Origin of the sequence: Sphingobacterium athyrii (assembly GCF_003071065.1) — a bacterium.
Lineage (GTDB): Bacteria > Bacteroidota > Bacteroidia > Sphingobacteriales > Sphingobacteriaceae > Sphingobacterium > Sphingobacterium athyrii.
In genome coordinates this window covers 233,865-254,152 of the sequence record NZ_QCXX01000005.1, presented here as the reverse complement: position 1 = coordinate 254,152, position 20,288 = coordinate 233,865, and the positions used below count along the sequence as shown (strand labels likewise).

Annotated in this window: 11 protein-coding genes; 8 read left to right on the top strand and 3 right to left on the bottom strand. The window is 42.8% G+C overall.

Annotated features, from left to right (window positions below; translation table 11 throughout):
• The first annotated feature begins 164 nt into the window (after positions 1 to 164).
• Together kbl and typA are read left to right on the top strand one after the other, a co-directional pair.
• Positions 165 to 1,355, top strand: coding sequence for a glycine C-acetyltransferase (gene kbl / locus DCO56_RS18975; protein ID WP_108635333.1), 1,191 nt, complete (start codon positions 165 to 167; stop codon positions 1,353 to 1,355).
• Positions 1,356 to 1,433: 78 nt separating this feature from the next.
• A complete protein-coding gene (typA, locus tag DCO56_RS18970) occupies positions 1,434 to 3,239 on the top strand; it encodes a translational GTPase TypA (RefSeq protein WP_108635332.1) in 1,806 nt (601 codons plus the stop codon).
• 190 nt (positions 3,240 to 3,429) lie between these two features.
• Here the strand turns inward: typA and DCO56_RS18965 are convergent, their stop codons facing one another.
• The 3 genes from DCO56_RS18965 to DCO56_RS18955 all read right to left on the bottom strand — a co-directional run bounded on the left by DCO56_RS18965 (position 3,430) and on the right by DCO56_RS18955 (position 8,964).
• Positions 3,430 to 4,917 (bottom strand): SusD/RagB family nutrient-binding outer membrane lipoprotein, encoded by a 1,488-nt coding sequence (locus DCO56_RS18965; RefSeq protein WP_108635331.1) that lies wholly within the window; start codon positions 4,915 to 4,917, stop codon positions 3,430 to 3,432.
• 30 nt (positions 4,918 to 4,947) lie between these two features.
• On the bottom strand, positions 4,948 to 8,115 hold the full coding sequence (locus DCO56_RS18960) for a SusC/RagA family TonB-linked outer membrane protein (RefSeq protein ID WP_108635499.1): 3,168 nt from the start codon (positions 8,113 to 8,115) through the stop codon (positions 4,948 to 4,950).
• A gap of 306 nt (positions 8,116 to 8,421) precedes the next feature.
• Entirely contained in the window at positions 8,422 to 8,964 is a 543-nt protein-coding gene (locus tag DCO56_RS18955) for an ecotin (protein WP_245935872.1), read from the bottom strand.
• A 281-nt stretch (positions 8,965 to 9,245) separates the two neighbouring features.
• Here DCO56_RS18955 and DCO56_RS18950 point away from each other — a divergent pair, with 281 nt between their 5' ends.
• The 6 genes from DCO56_RS18950 (at position 9,246) to DCO56_RS18925 (ending at position 20,179) form a co-directional block, all read left to right on the top strand.
• Positions 9,246 to 10,937 carry a GMC oxidoreductase gene (locus DCO56_RS18950; protein WP_108635329.1) on the top strand — a complete coding sequence of 564 codons (1,692 nt, stop codon included), beginning with the start codon at positions 9,246 to 9,248 and terminating at the stop codon, positions 10,935 to 10,937.
• A gap of 110 nt (positions 10,938 to 11,047) precedes the next feature.
• Positions 11,048 to 13,849, top strand: coding sequence for an excinuclease ABC subunit UvrA (gene uvrA, locus DCO56_RS18945; protein ID WP_108635328.1), 2,802 nt, complete (start codon positions 11,048 to 11,050; stop codon positions 13,847 to 13,849).
• A gap of 282 nt (positions 13,850 to 14,131) precedes the next feature.
• Complete coding sequence (gene pafA, locus DCO56_RS18940) at positions 14,132 to 15,775, top strand: alkaline phosphatase PafA (protein WP_108635327.1); 1,644 nt, start codon at positions 14,132 to 14,134, stop codon at positions 15,773 to 15,775.
• A 148-nt stretch (positions 15,776 to 15,923) separates the two neighbouring features.
• Positions 15,924 to 16,364: an RrF2 family transcriptional regulator gene (locus tag DCO56_RS18935; protein ID WP_104384633.1), complete on the top strand. Its 441-nt coding sequence runs from the start codon at positions 15,924 to 15,926 to the stop codon at positions 16,362 to 16,364.
• A gap of 231 nt (positions 16,365 to 16,595) precedes the next feature.
• Positions 16,596 to 19,388 carry an outer membrane beta-barrel protein gene (locus tag DCO56_RS18930; RefSeq protein ID WP_108635326.1) on the top strand — a complete coding sequence of 931 codons (2,793 nt, stop codon included), beginning with the start codon at positions 16,596 to 16,598 and terminating at the stop codon, positions 19,386 to 19,388.
• Positions 19,385 to 20,179 (top strand): GLPGLI family protein, encoded by a 795-nt coding sequence (locus tag DCO56_RS18925; RefSeq protein WP_108635325.1) that lies wholly within the window; start codon positions 19,385 to 19,387, stop codon positions 20,177 to 20,179. The genes DCO56_RS18930 and DCO56_RS18925 overlap by 4 nt, the downstream gene beginning before the upstream one ends.
• Positions 20,180 to 20,288 lie beyond the last annotated feature (109 nt).

The window sequence follows — 20,288 nt, the reverse complement described above, 5'->3', positions numbered from 1 at the left end:
AAAGGAAAGAAATCACTGCGGAACGCAAATTTGTGCAAACGGTTTAATGTTATCAAAACATTGATTTGAGGTGAATTCTCCGTGAATAACCCCTATCCCGGGAAGGAATGCAATTTATTCCAGTGAAAAAACTGTAATATTGTATAAAAAAATAAATTCGAATTATGTACAATACATTACAACCAGTTTTACAAAAGGAATTGGATGCAATCAAAGAAGCGGGATTGTATAAACAAGAACGAGTGATCGTTACTCCTCAGGGAGCTGACATTAAAGTGAGCACAGGACAAGAAGTGGTCAATTTCTGCGCAAACAATTATTTGGGCCTGTCCTCGCACCCAAAAGTAATCGAAGCTGCGAAGAAAGCGATTGACACTTACGGATATGGAATGTCTTCGGTACGTTTTATCTGTGGAACACAAGATGTACATAAAGAATTAGAAGCAAAAATTTCCCAGTTCTTAGGAACGGAAGATACGATTTTATATGCGGCGGCATTCGACGCAAATGGTGGTGTTTTCGAACCTTTGTTCGGTGCGGAGGATGCAATTATCTCTGATGAGCTGAACCACGCTTCGATCATCGATGGTGTACGTTTGTGTAAAGCACAACGTTTCCGCTATAAAAATGCGGATATGGCAGATTTAGAAGCACAGTTGCAGGCAGCCTCAGGAGCAAGACACAAAATCATCGTTACCGATGGTGCATTCTCCATGGACGGATCAGTAGCGCCATTGGACAAGATCTGTGATCTAGCGGACAAATACCAGGCTTTGGTGATGATCGATGAATCCCATTGTACAGGTTTCATCGGTGCTACCGGCCGTGGTACACACGAACTTTTCAATGTAATAGATCGTGTAGATATCATTACCGGAACCCTCGGTAAAGCCCTTGGTGGCGCCTCTGGTGGTTTCACGTCCGGTAAAAAAGAGATCATTGATTTGTTACGTCAGCGTTCGCGCCCATATTTATTTTCAAATACCTTGGCACCGGCGATTGCAGGCGCTTCTGTTGCGGTATTAGATATGTTGAGTGAGACGACAACCTTGCGTGACAAACTGGAATCCAACACGAAATATTTCCGTGAAAAAATGACGGAAGCAGGATTTGATATCAAGCCGGGTTTCCATCCGATCGTCCCTGTGATGCTCTATGACGCGAAACTTGCACAAGAGTTTGCGGCTAAAATGTTGGACGAAGGTATCTATGTGATCGGTTTCTACTATCCTGTTGTACCTCAGGGAAAAGCCCGTATCCGTGTGCAGATTTCGGCAGGACATGAGCTTGCACACTTGGATAAAGCGATTACTGCCTTTACCAAAGTAGGCAAAGAATTAGGTGTAATTAAATAAAATACACATAGTTATAAATTTTGTGGTGCAAAATGTTTATCTTTGCACCCTGAATTTAAAAACAAATTTACTTGCTAGATGCAAAATATTAGAAACATAGCGATTATCGCTCACGTCGATCACGGTAAAACTACGTTGGTAGACAAAATCTTACACTTCACAAATCTTTTTAGAGACAATGATGGTACAGGTGATTTAATTCTGGATAATAACGATTTAGAACGTGAACGCGGTATTACTATTGTCGCTAAAAACGTTTCTGTTGAATATAAAGGAGTAAAAATTAACGTTATTGATACACCTGGTCACGCCGATTTCGGTGGTGAGGTTGAGCGTGTATTGAAAATGGCTGATGGTGTTGTATTGCTGGTGGATGCTTTCGAAGGCCCAATGCCGCAAACACGTTTCGTTACACAAAAAGCATTATCCTTAGGTTTGAAACCTTTGGTTGTTGTCAATAAAGTGGACAAAGAAAACTGTCGCCCAGAAGAGGTATACGAAAATGTATTTGACTTATTCTTTAGCCTTGATGCGACAGAGGAGCAATTAGCATTTCCAGTATTATATGGTTCTTCCAAACATGGTTGGATGTCAACAGATTGGAAAGAAAAGAAAGAAGATGTGTCTGAACTATTAGATGCGATCATCAATCACTTCCCGCCTTCGCCATTTGTTGAAGGTACATTACAAATGCAGATTACATCGTTGGATTACTCTACGTTCGTAGGACGTATTGCTATCGGTCGTGTAGCTCGTGGTACGATTAAAGAAGGTCAGCCAATCTCGTTGGTAAAACGTGATGGTAAGATCGTAAAATCACGTGTAAAAGAACTGCACACGTTTGAAGGTTTGGGCCGTCGCCGTGTACAGGAAGTTAAATGTGGTGATATTTGTGCTGTTGTTGGTATCGAAGGTTTCGATATCGGTGATACAATCGCAGATTTTGACAACCCGGAACAATTGGAAGTTATCAGCATTGATGAGCCGACGATGAACATGTTGTTCACAATCAATAACTCCCCATTCTTTGGTAAAGAAGGTAAATTGGTTACTTCTAGACATATTCACGATCGTTTACAAAAAGAATTAGAGAAGAACTTGGCATTACGTGTCGTTCCTACTGAATCTCCGGACGCTTGGTTGGTCTATGGACGTGGTATCCTTCACTTATCTGTATTGATTGAAACAATGCGTCGCGAAGGTTACGAATTACAAGTAGGTCAACCTCAAGTAATCTTGAAAGAGATCGACGGTAAGAAATGTGAGCCTATCGAGGTGTTGGTTGTTGATGTTCCTGCAGAAGTTTCTGGTAAAGTAATTGAGTTGGTAACACAACGTAAGGGTGAGCTTTTAGTGATGGAAACGAAAGGTGAAATGCAGCATCTTGAGTTCGAAATTCCTTCTCGTGGTATCATCGGTCTGCGTAACAACGTATTGACTGCTACAGCTGGAGAGGCTGTTATGGCACACCGTCTGAAAGGATACGAGCCTTGGAGAGGAACAATTCCTGGACGTTTGCATGGTGTATTGATCTCTTTGGATAAAGGTACAACAACTGCTTACTCTATTGATAAGTTACAAGATAGAGGTAAGTTCTTCGTTGATCCAGGTGTGGATATTTATGAAGGACAAATCTTAGGAGAGCACATCCGTGACAATGACTTAACGATTAACATCGTTAAAGGTAAACAATTGACAAATATGCGTGCATCTGGTACAGATGATAACACTCGTATCGCACCGGCAATTAAATTCTCTCTGGAAGAATCTATGGAATATATCCAAGCCGACGAATACATTGAGGTTACACCACAATCTATCCGTTTGCGTAAAATCTACTTGACAGAAAATGAGCGTAAAGTAAACGCGAAAAAATTCCAATAGTAGGTAACTAAAGATTATAAAAAAAGCCCTCGAAATACTATTTCGAGGGCTTTTTTTATATCAGCTTATACTACTTTTCAGGTCCTCACCATTTCTTAATTTCTTCTTTGTAAAGGCTTCTAAGCTGGAAAAGGCTAGGGGGGAAGAAGCTGAATAAATTGAATGGGACAATCGATCGTATTGATTTTGTTTATTTGATAGACCAGATGACATCATTCTGTGTATCCGATCCGTTAAACTGACGTTGCAGGGCCTCTTTTAAATTGTTTTCGTTGGTGCTATATTCATTTTTGGGATAGGCCCACCGTTTGGGGATCTGGTTGTTGTTGGCATTTGCCGGACCTACATCAAACTCAGGGATACCGGTACGTCGTTGCTCAAAGAAGGCCTGTTTGCCCGAATTCTCAAAGAAAGCAACATACTTCTGTGTGAGGATCTGTTTCAGGCCTTCGGAATTATTCCCTTTGTAAGGATAACCTTTTAAAAAGGCTTCAATCTTTTCTGAGGAAACACCATAAAACTGCATGGACTGCGTTATGCCGGCTTCAAATCGGATCTTGGCATCTGCATTGCTCCAGCCGCGGTTGATCCCTTCTGCAAGCGCAAACTGCACTTCGGAGGCGCCGAGCTGAATGGATGGTAATCCTGAAGGTGAAGCGAGCCAAAAGTCAAAATTGATCATGGAAAGTTGTCCCTCCGTTGCTTGTTTCAAGAGTGTGCTTTGTAGATCGCCCGTCTTGCCGCCCTGATAGGCCTCGAAAGGTTTTGCCGGATCCAAAGGTAAAGCAGAGGCCGGAAGCGCCTGAATCAACAACCGTGGGTCCCGGGTTGTTTTTAAGATGTCCAGATAAGTTGCACCCAGTGTATTGCGCACATCTTTTTTGATAACTACACCGTCAGTCGGCCAGAGCGGATATGTATTGATGGAATTGTATTGCAGCTGGAAATTGTCCCGATTATCCAGGATCAGCGGAAACTTGGAAGGATTGGCCAACAGTTCTGCGAACCGCTCCTTAATGCGTAATGCGGGGCTATCCTCTGCACGTTTGCTCAGGCCTATCAGGATGCGCAATTTCAGGGAGTTGACTAGCTTTTGCCATTGTTCCGTCTTTCCGTTGTAAAAGAAATCACCGTCGATTAGGGTGCCTTTTTCCTTGAAACCGGCCAGTTCGGTATTGGCTTCCTCTAGCCAGGATAGTATTTGCTGATATACTTCCAGCTGCGTATTGTACCGGGGAGCAAAGTTGTTGCCGGTCTCACCCTGCAAGGCATCTGCCATTGGGATATCGCCAAACATTTCGGTCGTCCGGGCAAAGAAGTAGGCCTTGAAGAATTTAGCTAACGTGAGGTAAACAGCTCCCGGTTCAGGTGTTTTGGCTGCTTCGATTTCCATCCGATAGACATCCCGCAGCACGCCATAAGGTGTGTCAAAAGAACCTGTCGTCCAGCTATATGGCTGTCCGGTATAATAGGCTTCATTTTGGGTCATGTACTGGTTATAGCGGTGGTCTTCGCTCCAGGGAGCATCATGCGACCGCATCAATATACCTGTAAACAGCAGCTTTGGCGCAGGATCATAGACGGCTGCAGGATCCTTTTGTAGGTCTTCGATTTTTTTACAGGAGCTCATTGTGCTACCGAAGAGAAGTAAGAGTAAGACTGATTTAAAGTATTTCATATTGAAAAATATCTTGATGTGTTAAAACCTTTAAAAAGTTGCATTAAAATTTAGACCAAAGCTCTTTACCGATGGAGTCTGGTAATCAGAACTGGCGGCGGTAAATTGATCCAGATCCATGTTTCGCGTACCTTTTCCGGTAAAGTACAGTAGATTTCGACCTACTAAGGATACGCTTGCACTACGCAAAAAGCCAGAGTTTTTCAGTAAACCGGCCGGCAGGTTGTAGCTGAGGACAATTTCCCGTAATTTGACAAATGTCCGGTCTTTTGCCGTGATGGGTCCGGACTGATAATAGTTGGTGGCCCAGTTTTGCCATAAAACGGGGATATCATTTGATGCAAACTCCCGTGTGTCGGAAATTATTTTGCCATCTTGGTCTGTGCTCAATTGCCCTTTGACAATTTTTAATCCCTCGGTCATAACCGAACCTTTGTAATCCTTGTTGTCTCTGTTTTCCCAATCTTTTAGGCGATAGGCGCTGGCCGATTCGGGATGAGTTCCTGACCCCCATTGTTTGGCATCCTGCACATTTTTGATCAGTCCTCCAAAACGGCCGTCAACAAGAAAGCTAAAGTTGAAATCGCGGTAGCGGAAGCTGTTGCTGATGCTCGCTGTAAACTTATTGTCGCTGTATCCGATCTTGCTGACATAGGGATTATAGGCCGGAAGACCGTTGGTTCCTACAATCATGTTTCCTTTTTCATCGCGCTGAAAGTCATTGACATAGAAGCTGTCCCAGCGTTCCCCGATACGGACGTCGCCTGAGCGGGTCTGATGGCCATCGATATCATGTAGCCAGGCGTGATTGGTCGAGGCGTTGACCGATACATTCCAGCTGAAGTGTTCACGTTGGATGGCTGTCGCATCGATGCTCAGCTCGATCCCTTTTCGCAATAAAGTCAACCCGTTGGTTTGTCTTGCCTTTACACCTGAAGTTACAGATGTGGCCAGTTCAATAATTCGTGGGCCTTCCAGATTTCGGAATACCGCGAGATCTATGCCAATTCGGTTGTTGAAGAGGCGGGTTTCTAGACCGATTTCCGCCGTTTTCACCCGCTCCGCAACTAGGTCTGGGTTCGGTAAAACATCTGTATAAGTGACACCGGTCATGGAATTTGCCCAGCGACCATAATTACTATAGGCCGGCAGGAGTTTGTAAATATCATATTGAGCTGTTTCATTGACAAAATCACTGGCTACATTGGCATAGGCACCACGCACCTTAAGTGAGGAAATCACGCTGGGTAGAGAGACCATCTGCGATATGACGGCACTTAGGGATGCTGAAGGATAAAAATAGGTGTTGTTTTTTATGGGCATGGTTGATGATTTATCAAACCGGCCGGTCAGGTTCAGGAATAACATATTTTTGTAGTCGAGATCGACAAAGCCATAGACACTCCCGACCTGACGCAGGGCACGGTCGTTGGTGGCTACAGTTGGCATGACCGAGTTGCTGAGATCATATACACCAGGGACCGTCAGGCCCCGGTCGGTGCGGGCAAACAAGGATTTTGCGCTTACTGTTCGTAGGTTTCCAAATATCGAACCCGTGAAACCGATATCCTCAGAAATGTGGTTTTGATATTTTAATGATACTTCGGTATTATTTTCCCAGAAGGTATCGTAGGTTTCTTGGTAACCGCCGACACGGCTCCCGCCAATATTGTAATTGTATAGATTGGCGGAGATCGGAATTTTGATGGTTCGGTTCCTGCTCCAGGTGCTTGCGCTCGTACGGGCGCTTAATGAAAGATGGCTGTTCCATTTGTAATTGGCAGAAACATAGCCGTAAATGTCATCTTTATCGTAGGTGCGCAGATTCTCATAGGCGGTCATCCAGGGGTTGTCATATATCGTATATTCGCGATTATACTGTTGCACATTTTCTTTACCCGGTTGCCAGTAATTCTGGAGATCGTTGATATCATAATCCGCGCCACCCCATAGGGTCAGAATATAAATGGGACTGTTCGGCCCATAAGCGATATTGGGGTAGTTAGGCGAATATTGCTTGTTGTAGTTGATGCTCGCATCAATCCTCAATTTGCTTCCGGCATTGATTCCTCCTGTAAGATTAATATTTGTGCCGCCGAGTTTTGTGTTTGGTGTTGTCCCGCGTTGGAACATCTGAGAAGCCGAAAGCCGGATGTCCCCACGCTCTGTTTTACTTGAAATAGCAATATTGTTGGTGCTCAACAATCCATTTTGCAGAAATTTTTTCAAATTATCCTTCCCGCGGGCTTCCCATGGAAGCGGGGTCAAGGCGCCGGTTGTAGGATCTACGGGGCTGTTGTACTGCGGGATGAGCTGTCCTTCAAAGCGCGGGCCCCAGATATTATAGTCGTTGTCGTTTATTCCGCCGCCACGTCCATCCTTGAAAGCATATTGAAAATTTGAACCGGGACCATATTCCGTGTGGATCTTAGGGATCGCATTGTATCCGGTTTGCAGCTGCGTGCTCGAGTTGAACTCAACTTGAAACCCCTTGTCCTCATTCTTGGCTCGTTTGGTGGTAATGACAATAGCACCATTTTGTCCGCGATTTCCGTATAAGGCTGCAGCATTGGCTCCTTTCAGTACAGAATAGGATTCGATATCATCTGGACTCAGGTTCCAGGAGTCGGTATTGATCGGCATCCCGTCCACGACAATAAGAATATTACTTCTTCCGCGCAGGGTGATGCCGGGGTCGCCAAATAAATTCGTACTTGGTGTAATGGTTAAGCCGGATACACGGCCTGCGAGACTGGAGATTGCGTTTGGTTCGCGGGCTTTGACAAGATCTTTACCCTTGACCTCCTGTACGGAATAACCTATGGCTTGCTTTTCTTTTTTTATGCCCAACGCAGTTACCACGACCTCATTGAGTGATTGCTGATTGGCGGATAAGGCGATCAGCAGAGGACCCTGATCCGAAATAACGAAATTTTTGGGAAGGTACCCCATGAAACCTATACGCAGGGTATCACCGATTTGCGCCTGAATGGTAAATTTTCCTGTCTGGTCTGATGAAACTAATTTGCCCAGATGGGAATTTCGAATGGTTGCGCCCTGAATAGCGTCCTGACTTAATGAATCAATCAGCTTTCCCTGAAATAATTGGGATTGGCCAAAGCCCTTTGCAGCCAATGTTGTTAAGAAACATGTGAGGACCGCAATTTTTGGTAGATGTAATGAAGGTTGATTAAACATGATCATTTATACTTATGTCTGAAAACGTAAGCAATATTAAACTTTGTGTATTAATACTAAACTAATCAAATGTTAAGTTTATGGTATTTGGATTTTTTGCCTGCTGTAATGCGATGTGAATCACGTCTTTGAAAAAGGTTGTCGGGCGGTTTTCAGAAGGATTGTAACGGGAGAGGTCTAATGCGAATCGTTTTCTTTATGGGGGGCATATAAAAAAGAAAAGTCTCCAATTTTTGTTGGAGACTTTTAACTGCAAGCTGCATTTGCTTGCTATTGATTAAATAACTAAATTAAATTTTACTGCTGTTATTTTTTCTTTTCTCTGACTTCGGCAGCACGGTAGGTATCCCCATCCGTCGTGAAGATTTTGAATTGAGCTTCATAACCTTCAGGGATATAAATAACAATAGGCATTCGACCATTATAACGTACTGTTTCTGGTTGAGCACTTACAAAAAGATTTCTTTTTGCTTTATCGGGGCAGGCCATCATGGTACTCGCTACATTTCCGTTTGTTTTGAATACATAGTAATCATAACCCCATCCTTGAAGATCTTTCTTTTCAAAAGTGCCGGCTAAATTAAAGGTATTACAGCCATCTACTTCCATCCATTTACCAACGGAAAACTCAATTTTTTTATTCTTGTCATTTTCTGAATGTGGCACTTCAATCACCATTTTTTTGTACCCTTTTTCCGCTGCCGGAAAAATACTTAAATCTATTTTATCAATTACCATCTGTGCTTTGCTTACTGTTGTGGATGCGACTAAAACGAATAGCATCATGACCATAACATTTAATACATTTTTTCTCATAACTATTTTTTTATTTTGTTCTTTTAAACGCAATTATTGCTGTATTGCCATTTTGTTGTTTATGTAACTATATTTCTAAGACAGCCGAAAATGCAGAAGGATTAATTGTGAATGGCTGAATATTTAAAATAATTGTTTAAAAAACTAGGATAAAAGCTTAAGCATTTGATGCTGAAAGGTGTTGACCACGATGTTAATTTCGAGGATCGCTTAGATTCCATTTTGTAACAAAATTAGCTGAACTATCAGGAATATTTGTTGCAATAGTATTATTTACAGTATATTACCTTTTCAAAAATGACCTAAATATAATGATGAATAAGGAAAACCATTTTGATGCTATTGTGATCGGTTCGGGCATATCTGGCGGCTGGGCCGCCAAAGAATTTTGCGAAAAGGGATTGAAAACACTTGTCTTGGATCGGGGAAAAGATGTCAGACATATTCAGGATTATCCGACAGCCTATATGGATCCCTGGCAGTTCAGACATGGGGGGCAAGTGGAAAGGCTCATCAAAGACGAAAATCCCGTCGCGTCAAAATGTTATGCCTATCGGGAAGATGCCAAACATTTCTTTTTGCCGGATGCCGCACAGCCCTATATCCAGGAAAAACCTTTTGATTGGATTCGGGGGGATCAAGTCGGTGGTAAATCGCTGCTCTGGGCACGTCAGACGCAAAGATGGTCTAAGTATGATTTTGAGGGGCCCGCACGGGATGGCTTTGCCGTAGATTGGCCCATCCGGTATGATGATATCGCTCCCTGGTATTCGTATGTTGAGCATTTTGCAGGCATTTCGGGTAATAAAGATGGAATTGATGCCACGCCGGACGGAGATTTTCTTCCAGCATGGGAGATGAATGTGGTGGAGAAAGCAATACAGCAACGCATACAGCAACAGTATAAGGATCGTCCGGTGATTCAGGGACGTTGTGCCCATCTGACCCAGCCCCGACAGATCCATATTGATCAGGGGCGCAGCCAGTGCCAGGCCCGTAGTTTATGCCATCGTGGATGCCCATTCGGTGGGTACTTTAGTTCCAATGCATCTACGTTGCCCTGGGCTGCCAAAACAGGTAACCTCACCATTCGCCCACAGGCGATTGTCGAATCCATACGCTATGACGATAAAAAGCAAAGAGCAGTCGGAGTCCGTATTATCGACGCCGAAACAAAAGTGAGTCAGGAGTTTTTTGCGAAGGTCATCTTTGTCAATGCCTCCGCATTAGCGACAAACCTCATCTTGTTGAATTCCACATCCGGACGTTTCCCGAATGGACTTGGAAACGATAGTGGGCTGTTGGGAAAATATGTGGCCTTTCACAATTATCTGGGCACCATTTCGGGCACAATGGAGGGGTATGAAGACAAATATTATTATGGTCGTAGGCCAACTCAGCCGATTATCCCCAATTTTAGAAATGTACAGCGGCAGGAAACGGATTTTTTAAGAGGCTATGCGTCATTCTTTGGAGCCTACCGTTCGAGGGGTGGTAATTTTGAAGGCGAGCAGGTTGGGGGAGCTTATAAGGACAGTTTAGCGGAATTAGGCGGCTGGGGCGTTTCGATGATGATGCAGGGGGAAACGATTCCTCAGGAGCATAATCACGTCCGGTTGAGCACAGATCAAAAAGATCCCTATGGTATGCCGCAGCTTATTACTTCGGTTGGGTACGAAGATAATGACTATAGATCAAGAGATGACTTCTTTCAGCAGGGGCAAGAGATGCTGGAAGTCGCCGGAGTGAAAAATCTTAGGATCAGTGACAGCCACCAGAACCCGGGCCTGGATATCCATGAAATGGGTGGAGCACGTATGGGGCTGGATCCAAAAACCTCCCTGTTGAATAAGTGGAATCAGCTGCATCTGGTCAAAAATGTCTTTGTTACTGATGGTGCCTGCATGACCTCAACCGGAACACAAAATCCATCATTGACCTATATGGCTTTAACTGCGAGAGCCGTGGATTATGCTATTGGCGAACTGAAAAAAGGCAACCTCTAAGTCTGTGGAAAATATCCGCTATAGCAGAGGGATTTTTTCGTGTCAGCTTTTGATACAATGGGTCTATAATCAGCCAAGATTGCGTAACTTTGTGTGAGATAAGGATTATTATGCGTAAAAAAGTGGAGCATACTCCAAAAGAATATATTCAGATAAAAGGGGCAAGAGTCAACAATTTAAAAAATATTGATGTTGATATTCCCAAAAATAAATTAGTTGTCATTACAGGAATGTCGGGTTCGGGAAAATCTTCCCTTGCTTTTGATACGCTGTATGCGGAGGGGCAAAGGCGCTATGTGGAGAGTCTTTCTTCCTATGCACGACAGTTTATGGGGCGGATGAATAAACCCGAGGTCGATTACATCAAAGGTATCGCGCCGGCGATCGCCATCGAGCAGCGGGTGATCACGAGCAACCCGCGTTCTACCGTAGGGACTTCAACCGAGATCTACGACTACCTGAAATTGCTCTACGCCAGGATCGGCAAAACAATTTCTCCCGTTTCCGGTCGGGAAGTGACAAAGGACAGTGTGAGCTCGGTGGTGGATTTCGCCCTGAAGTTTGACGAGGGGGAGTCCGTCACGCTCTTGGCTCCGTTGGTGCCTTCTCACGGACGCAAGCTCAAAGAAGAACTTTCGCTTTTACTGCAGAAAGGATTCGTCCGCGTCGTGTATCAGGATAAAATGCAAAAAATCGAAAGCATTATTGATGATAAAAGCATGGCCAATGCAACGATTCAGGATGCTGAGGTATTGATCGTAGTCGATCGCGTACGTATTGAGCAGGATGATGATACCGTAAACCGATTGTCCGATTCTATTCAGACCGGATTTTTTGAGGGAAAAGGAGAACTGTATATGGAGGAAAATGGGAAAAGACATCATTTCTCGCATAAGTTTGAACTAGATGGAATAACTTTTGAAGAGCCTAGTCCCAATTTCTTCAGTTTCAATAATCCTTATGGTGCCTGTCGGCGATGCGAGGGCTATGGGAAAATTATCGGTATAGATCCGGATCTGGTTATCCCCGACAAGAGCCGCTCGGTATACGACGGAGCAATTGCACCTTGGCGGGGAGAGAAAATGGGGGAATGGTTACAGGTGCTGGTCAAAAATTCCCTAAAGTTTGATTTCCCCATCCATCGTGCCTATGCCGACCTGACAGTGGAGCAAAAGGAGGTATTATGGACGGGAAATAATTATTTCACCGGACTTAATCAGTTCTTTGAGGAATTGGAGGAGCAGACCTATAAAATTCAATATCGTGTGATGTTATCACGTTACCGGGGTAAGACGGACTGTCCGGACTGCCGCGGCACAAGATTGCGCAAAGATGCAACTTATGTCAAGGTGGGTGGGAAGTCAATCACCGATGTCGTATTAATGCCTTTGGAAGAAGCCTTAGCATTTTTTACCAATTTACCTTTGGTAGGAAATGAACAGATGATCGCGAAGCGCTTATTGGCCGAAATTAATAATCGACTACAGTTTTTATGCGATGTGGGTTTAAGTTACCTTACTTTAAATCGCTTGTCCAATACCCTTTCCGGAGGAGAATCCCAACGGATCAATTTGGCAACATCGCTCGGAAGTTCGCTCGTAGGTTCGATTTATGTCTTGGATGAACCCAGTATCGGCTTACATCCACGTGATACACAACGGTTGATTTCGGTGCTGAAATCCCTTCGTGATGTCGGTAATACTGTTGTTGTGGTTGAACACGAACAGGAGATGATGGAAGCTGCGGATTACCTGATTGATATTGGCCCCGAAGCCGGGATCAATGGCGGTGAGATGGTATTTGCCGGAACATATAGCGAGATCTTAAAAGATGACAAGAGCTTAACCGGACAATACCTGAGCGGAAAAAGCCAGATTGAAGTACCCAAGAAAAGACGCAAATGGTCTCATGGCATTACCGTTAAAGGAGCACATGAGAATAATCTCCAGGGAATAGATGTGCAGTTCCCGTTAAATATATTTACGGTTGTATCCGGAGTATCGGGTTCCGGAAAGACCTCCTTGGTGAAACGAATCCTGTACCCAGCGTTGCAGAAATCAATTGGTAATTATTCTGGCGAGCAAACTGGTGTTTATGATTCCATCGAAGGCGATATTGCGCAGGTAGAGCAGATCGAGATGGTGGACCAGAATCCTATTGGTCGTTCTTCACGTTCGAATCCGGTGACTTATGTGAAAGCCTGGGATGAGATCAGAGCTTTGTATGCTAATCAGGCTGCATCCAAAGCTGCGGGACTGAAACCTGCTGCATTTTCTTTTAATGTTGAAGGCGGGCGCTGTGATGTCTGTCAGGGCGAGGGAGAAGTGAAGATCGAGATGCAGTTTATGGCAGATATCGTGCTGCCCTGTGAGGCCTGCGGTGGCAAACGGTTCAAACAGTTTGTCCTTGATGTGCAATACAAAGGCAAATCCGTGGCCGATATCCTTGAATTGAGTGTGGATGAAGCCATCGTATTCTTTGGTGATCAGCCTAAGATATTGGCCAAGCTGCAGCCATTGCAAGATGTTGGACTGGGCTATGTTAAGCTCGGGCAATCTTCTAGTACACTCTCCGGCGGAGAGGCACAGCGGATTAAACTTGCATCCTTTCTGATCAAAGGTAATAACAGTAAGAAAACCCTGTTTATCTTCGACGAACCGACGACCGGCTTACATTTTCAGGATATTAAAAAGCTGCTGAAGTCTTTTGATGCACTGATCAATCTAGGCAATAGTATACTGGTTATCGAGCATAATATGGATATGATCAAGTCGGCAGACTGGGTCATTGATATCGGACCTGAAGGGGGAAATAAAGGGGGAAAGCTCGTTTTTGCAGGGCTTCCGGAAGATCTTGTGCATTGTAAAGATTCTTATACAGGACAGTTTTTAAAAACACATTTAAAAGATTAAGCCTACTTTAGTACCTGTTATTAAATAACCGGCTAATGCAGAGCCTGCTGGAATTAAGACGAAAATTAAAGCGCTAGAATGATAGATCATGTTCGTAAACCGAAGGTTTGCCGGACTAAAATCTAAATACTAATTACTCAATATTAATATTAAAAAGTCAAAAATGGGAACAGCTGGTAAGCCTCAGGCTGGTATAAAGATTAAAGAATAAGGAGCATAAGCCGTAGACTGGCACAACCCAGAATCTCAAATCTAATATCTCAATACTAATATCTAACAACAATGATTAAAAGATTTTTTTTAAGTGTCGTATTTGGAATAGCTGCACTCTCCACCATGGCACAACAACCGGACAGACCCAAACTGGTCGTCGGTCTGATGGTGGATCAGATGCGCTGGGATTATCTATATCGTTTTGCGGATCGATATGGCAATGATGGCTTCAAGCGACTTTTGAAAGAAGGCTTCTCCTGTGAGAATACCCTGATCAATTACATTCCGACCTATACGGCTATTGGACACAGTTCGGTATATACCGGTTCTGTACCTTCCATACACGGTATTGCTGGCAATGACTGGATCGAAGAGCTTACAGGCAAGAATATGTACTGTACACAAGATGACAATGTCACTGGAGTAGGGACAGCTGAAAAAGAAGGTAAACAATCTCCACGGAACTTGCTGGCATCTACCGTAACGGATCAGTTGAAACTGGCTTCAAATTTTAAATCCAAGGTCATTGGTATAGCGATCAAAGATCGTGGCGGAATATTGCCTGCTGGCCATTTTGCCGATGCGGCTTATTGGTTTGAGGCAAAATCAGGCAATTGGATTACCTCCAATTTTTATATGGATAAATTGCCAAAATGGGTGGTAGACTTCAACAAGAAAAAATTAGCTGAAAAGTATCTTAAAGCAGACTGGAAGCCAATGTACGATGTACAAACTTATGCGGATAATAGCATTGCTGACGATAATATTTATGAAGGAAAATATCCCGGTGAAGAAAAGCCGACCTTACCGCGGGCGACATCCAAGCTGATGAAAGATGAAGGTCTTGAACTGATCAAAACAACACCGATGGGAAATCAGTTCACCTTGGATCTAGCCATGGAAGCGATCAAAAACGAGCAGATGGGAAATAATCCGACCAAAAACACCGATTTCCTCTGTGTCAGTCTTTCCGCTACGGATTATGTTGGACACCGTTACTCATTGACCGCTGTGGAGATCGAAGATATTTACCTGCAGTTAGATAAACAGCTGGCGGATTTTTTCGCTTACTTGGACAATACGGTTGGAAAGGGCAATTATACCTTCTTCCTGACAGCTGATCACGGTGCTTCCTACAACTCCAGATTCTATATGGATATGAAAGGAAATGGCGGCTATTTCTATTCCCGTCAGATTATCTCGGATCTCAATAAAAAACTGAAAGAGAAATTCGGACAGGAAAAAATTGTCAAAAGCCTAATGAATTACCAGGTCCATCTGAACAATCAGATGATTGACTCGCTTCAATTGGACCGGGATAAAATCAAAGAGACCATTATTCGCGAGTTGCGCCAGACTGAAGGTGTTGCTTATGTTGCGGATATGGAAAAAGGTGAAAGCCTCATGATCCCGGAGCCTGTCCGTGAAAAAATGATCAACGGCTATAATTTCAAACGGAGCGGTGTTATCCAAATCGTTTGTGAACCACAATGGTATGATGGAACGCCGCGTTCTACAGGAACGACACATGGCACCTGGTCGGGATACGATTCTCATATTCCATTGGTATTTATGGGCTGGGGCATTAAACCGGGCGTATCCAATACCGAAGTGCATATTGTGGATATTGCGCCTACCATTTCATCGCTGTTGCATATTACCGAACCAAATGGAAGTATCGGTAAACCAATTACGGCAGTTTTGGGCCAATAACGTTAAGTTCTAATACGATAGCCCTTAGCATAAGGATATCCAACCAGATGAAATTGTGCTAAGGGTTCTTTTTACCTGCTAATGATATAGGTTTTATTCTATTGAATAAAAAACGTAAATTTGCAATTCAACAGGGGGTTAACAAATTATGCTTTCCAAAAAGACAAAATATGCAATTAAAGCACTTATGGTGCTCGGTCGTAACTACGGAAATGAACCTATGCAGATCGTTAAGATTGCGCAGGAAGAAAATATTCCAAAGAAATTCTTGGAACAGATTCTCCTTGAAATGCGAAATGCGGGGATTCTCTACAGTAAAAAAGGTGCAGGTGGTGGCTATAGTCTCAATAAAGCTCCAGAAGACGTATTTTTATCTCAGGTAATGCGTCTGATCGATGGGCCGATTGCTTTGCTCCCTTGTGTCAGTCTCAATTTCTATCGTTCCTGTGAAGAGTGTACCGAAGAGCATGCCTGTGGCATCCGTGATACATTTGTGGAAGTGCGGAATGCGATGTTGCAAATTTTGAATGACACCAGCATTGCACATTTAATCAATAAAGAAAAAGAGTTGAACCTAAATGTAGATTAGGTAAAATAAATTGAGTCATCAAAAACAAAAAAGGAGATGTAACAGATAAGTTGCATCTCCTTTTTTGTTTTAATAAAATGCTGATAAGCAGTGTTTTGTTTCCCTTGTCTATCCACGGTTTTTATTGTTTGTTGTTTATGTTTTTAACTTCGTAATTATTTAACATTATTTTACGAATTTTCCGTAGTAACATTAATATCTTTATATCAATACTATATAAACGGAAAATTTATGAAACTAACCTATTCCTTAGTTTTGTTTCTTATACTCTCAGCCTTTAGCTCTATTTCCTATGCCCAACATAGGCTTGTGGGGACTGTGGTTGACGGGAAAGACCAAGCTAAACTTCATCAAGCGTCTGTTGCGTTACTTAATCCCAGAGATTCCATTTTAATTAAGTTCGACCGAACGAAAGAAAATGGAACTTTCCAAATTGCCAATCTGGATACTGGAGTTTATAAGATCGTGGTGTCTTACCCACAATATGCAGATCTTGTAAAAGATATCCATATTACAGCTAAAGATTACGACATCGGGTTGATAGCGCTGTCAAAGGCGGCTTTGCTCTTGGAAGAGGTGCAGGTCAATGGCAGAATTCCCGTTGTCATCAAGGGTGATACTATAGAGTACGATGCTGGTAGTTTTAAGGTGGAGAAAGATGCCAAAGTAGATGATCTGCTCAGGGTGTTGCCGGGCATTACGATCGATGGGACAGGTAAGATTACGGCGCAGGGAAAAGAGGTAAAGAGGGTATTGCTTGATGGAGAGGAATTTTTTGGAGATGACCCCACCCTGATTACCAAAAATATCCGATCGGATATGGTGAGCAAGGTACAGGTGTACGAAAAGAAATCAGATCTGGCTGTACGTACGGGCGTGGACGATGGGGAGCGTACACAGACCATTGATATTAAGCTCAAAGAGGATAAGAAGAAAGGGATGTTCGGCCAGGCAATCGCTGGGGCCGGAACGGATAAATACTATGGCGGGAAAGTCATGCTCAATAAATTTAAAGGATCGCAGAAAATTGCGGCTTACGGTATCCTGGCCAACGATGGTATGGTGGGACTGGGGTTTGAAGATAGTCAAAAATATGGTGTCGGGGGAAGTGGCAATGTCCAGATGATGGATGGGGGAGGCATTATGATCTCTTCGGGCGGAGATGAAACGGAAGGTGGATGGGATGGGCGATATCGGGGTGGCGGCGTACCTAAGGCTCTAAATATGGGGATAAGTTATTCCGATAAAAGCAAAGACGATAAACATAAAATCAATGTCAACTACAAGCGCAGCCAGATCGATGTAAATAATACAAGTACTTATAATGCGCAGAATAACTTGCCGGAGCGCGCGCAGATAGACAGTAATATCACCAGATCAGAAAATGAGAACAGAGCCAATGTTGCCAATCTTAGATACGATTATAAACTAGATTCACTTGCCGATCTGACGGTGAACATGGGCTTCAATAAATCCAGCAGAGATAATCTATCCGAGGCTGAAGCTTATCAGAAAACCCTTGATGGAAAAGATATTACCAGAACTAAATCGCGTACGGATCTGAATAGTGATCAGGATAAATTCAACGTGAATGCAATGTTGACCCGACGTTTTAAAAAGGAACGGCGCTCCATTACATTTAATGTGAATGCAAATACGGACCAAAATAATTCAGATACAAAGTATTTTTCCGAAAACATTTTTTTCAATGACAATCGTACTGATACAATTGATCAACTTAAAAAAGATAAACTTCGCAATAATACATATGGAGCCTCTCTTACCTATATCGAGCCGCTGTCAAAAAGGATCACTGGATCAATCGGGTACTCTTTTTCCAGCAATAAATCAGAAACACTTAATCAATCCTTCAATAGAGATTCTATCACGCATCAATATACTGTGCTGGACGAAAGTGTATTGAATGACTTTAATTTTTCCAGTTTAAAAAATAGTGTTAATACGGCATTGAATTATAAAACAAATACATGGACGGTCAATCTAAGCAACCGTACTGATTTTGAGGCTGTGAAACGGACCTACAACAACTTGAATACTGTATTGCAACGCGATCAGACATCCATTAGACCCTCATTGAATGTGAACTATAAGATTTCAAAAACGAAGAATATAGGATTCAATTATAATGGGCAGACTGTTCAGCCTTCGCTCACACAGATTGAACCGCTCAAACAAAATAGTCAGCCGCTTGTCGAATATTTGGATAATCCGGACCTGAAAGCCGGTTTTAATAATTCCTATTCCCTCAATTATAATTCTTACAAACAGATCAAAGATCAGAGCTTCTACTTTTACATCAGCGCCAATCAGGGGAAACGAAACATTAACAGCAGTGTTCGTTATAATCTAGAAGACGGTACCCGACAGATCTCTTTTGTCAATATTGATAAAGACAACTGGCGTTTCTACGGAAGTGGATCATATAATTTTATGTTAAAGAAAAAATGGGGTTTGAAAATGAATATGGGTATGAATGCGGAATACAATAGCCAATATAGCTATCTATCGCTGCTTAATGAAGAACCTAGGCTCAATCGTAATAAGACCTGGAGTATCGGACCAGAGATTGGCTTTAACCGATATAAAGCCAATAAAATGGATTTTTATATTAGCTTAAGTCCTGGTGTTGAACAGATGGATTCTTATCTGCAGCCCGAATTGAACCAGACCACATTTAAATTCAATTCGTATGCACAGGCAACCTATTACTTACCCAAAGACTTTAAGATTTCTGTCTCCATGCAGCAGAATTATCAGGCTGCGACTAAGACTTTGCAGTCCATTAATATGTTGAATATGAATGGTTATATTTCCAAAAAATTCTTGAAAGATAAATCCCTCGAAGCGCAGCTATTTGTCAATGATATATTAAATAAGAATATTGGCGTACGTCGTTATCAGGACGGTACTGCATTTGTCCAGACCAGTAATGATGTGTTGCGTCGTTATGGAATGTTAAAAGTGATCTACAATTTTACAACAATGAAGGGAGGTGATAAATGAGTAAGCAATTGATATCAATGCTGTGGCTATTGTGCTTATCCGTCACGACGATACAAGCCCAGAACGCATTTTTTCCAAGCAGCGGCACGGTGACGTTCGAACGGAAATTCCATGTGCAGAACTATCTGAAACGGACGTATCTCAGTAAGCCCGACCTGGATACCTGGGATAAGCTGGGGGTAGACAATGCGGTCAAAAATGGGCCTGTGGAAGTGATCACACATCATACATTAAAATTTTACGATCAGGAAACATTGTTTGAAACAGTAGAGGAAGATTATCCCGCGAATTATCGAAATGTTTCATGGTACAACCCCGCATTGACGGATTCAAAGACTTATATGAATTTTAAAAACGGCGAGTTTATCAAGTTACTGCCCTTTGGTGATGAGCAGCTGTTGATGAAAGATTCTCTGCCGGCGGTGAAATGGAAGTATACCGACGAATATCGCAACATAGCCGGATATGATTGTCGACGGGCAAATGGGATCATACAAGATTCTATCTATGTTGTCGCATTTTTTGCGGGACAGATTCCGATAGCGGGTGGACCTGAATTAATCCATGGCTTGCCCGGATTGATCTTGGGGATATCCGTCCCTAGCATGAATATCAATATGTTTGCAACCAAAATTGAACTTACCAATGCCCCGGTCTCCAATGTGCTTACCAAAAAGAAAAAGGTTGTTGCGGAATCTAAGGCAGAGATCATAAAAAAATTGAAAGATACGGTCTACGATTGGATGGATGACAAAGATTTTAAAAAACGTTTACAGAGCGTATTATTCTAAGATTTTCATATGATTTTACATCATTAGTGCGAGTAAAGCACGAAGGGACTTGAAATAGTATTGATCACCTTTAATAAAAAAGCCTGTCTCTTGAACAGGCTTTTTTATG

What these genes read in the sequence shown, in the direction of transcription:
- kbl (WP_108635333.1), top strand. Translation starts at nt 165, where the DNA reads ATGTACAATACATTACAACCAGTTTTACAAAAGGAATTGGATGCAATC.
- typA (WP_108635332.1), top strand. Translation starts at nt 1,434, where the DNA reads ATGCAAAATATTAGAAACATAGCGATTATCGCTCACGTCGATCACGGT.
- DCO56_RS18965 (WP_108635331.1), bottom strand. Translation starts at nt 4,917, where the DNA reads ATGAAATACTTTAAATCAGTCTTACTCTTACTTCTCTTCGGTAGCACA.
- DCO56_RS18960 (WP_108635499.1), bottom strand. Translation starts at nt 8,115, where the DNA reads ATGTTTAATCAACCTTCATTACATCTACCAAAAATTGCGGTCCTCACA.
- DCO56_RS18950 (WP_108635329.1), top strand. Translation starts at nt 9,246, where the DNA reads ATGAATAAGGAAAACCATTTTGATGCTATTGTGATCGGTTCGGGCATA.
- uvrA (WP_108635328.1), top strand. Translation starts at nt 11,048, where the DNA reads ATGCGTAAAAAAGTGGAGCATACTCCAAAAGAATATATTCAGATAAAA.
- pafA (WP_108635327.1), top strand. Translation starts at nt 14,132, where the DNA reads ATGATTAAAAGATTTTTTTTAAGTGTCGTATTTGGAATAGCTGCACTC.
- DCO56_RS18935 (WP_104384633.1), top strand. Translation starts at nt 15,924, where the DNA reads ATGCTTTCCAAAAAGACAAAATATGCAATTAAAGCACTTATGGTGCTC.
- DCO56_RS18930 (WP_108635326.1), top strand. Translation starts at nt 16,596, where the DNA reads ATGAAACTAACCTATTCCTTAGTTTTGTTTCTTATACTCTCAGCCTTT.
- DCO56_RS18925 (WP_108635325.1), top strand. Translation starts at nt 19,385, where the DNA reads ATGAGTAAGCAATTGATATCAATGCTGTGGCTATTGTGCTTATCCGTC.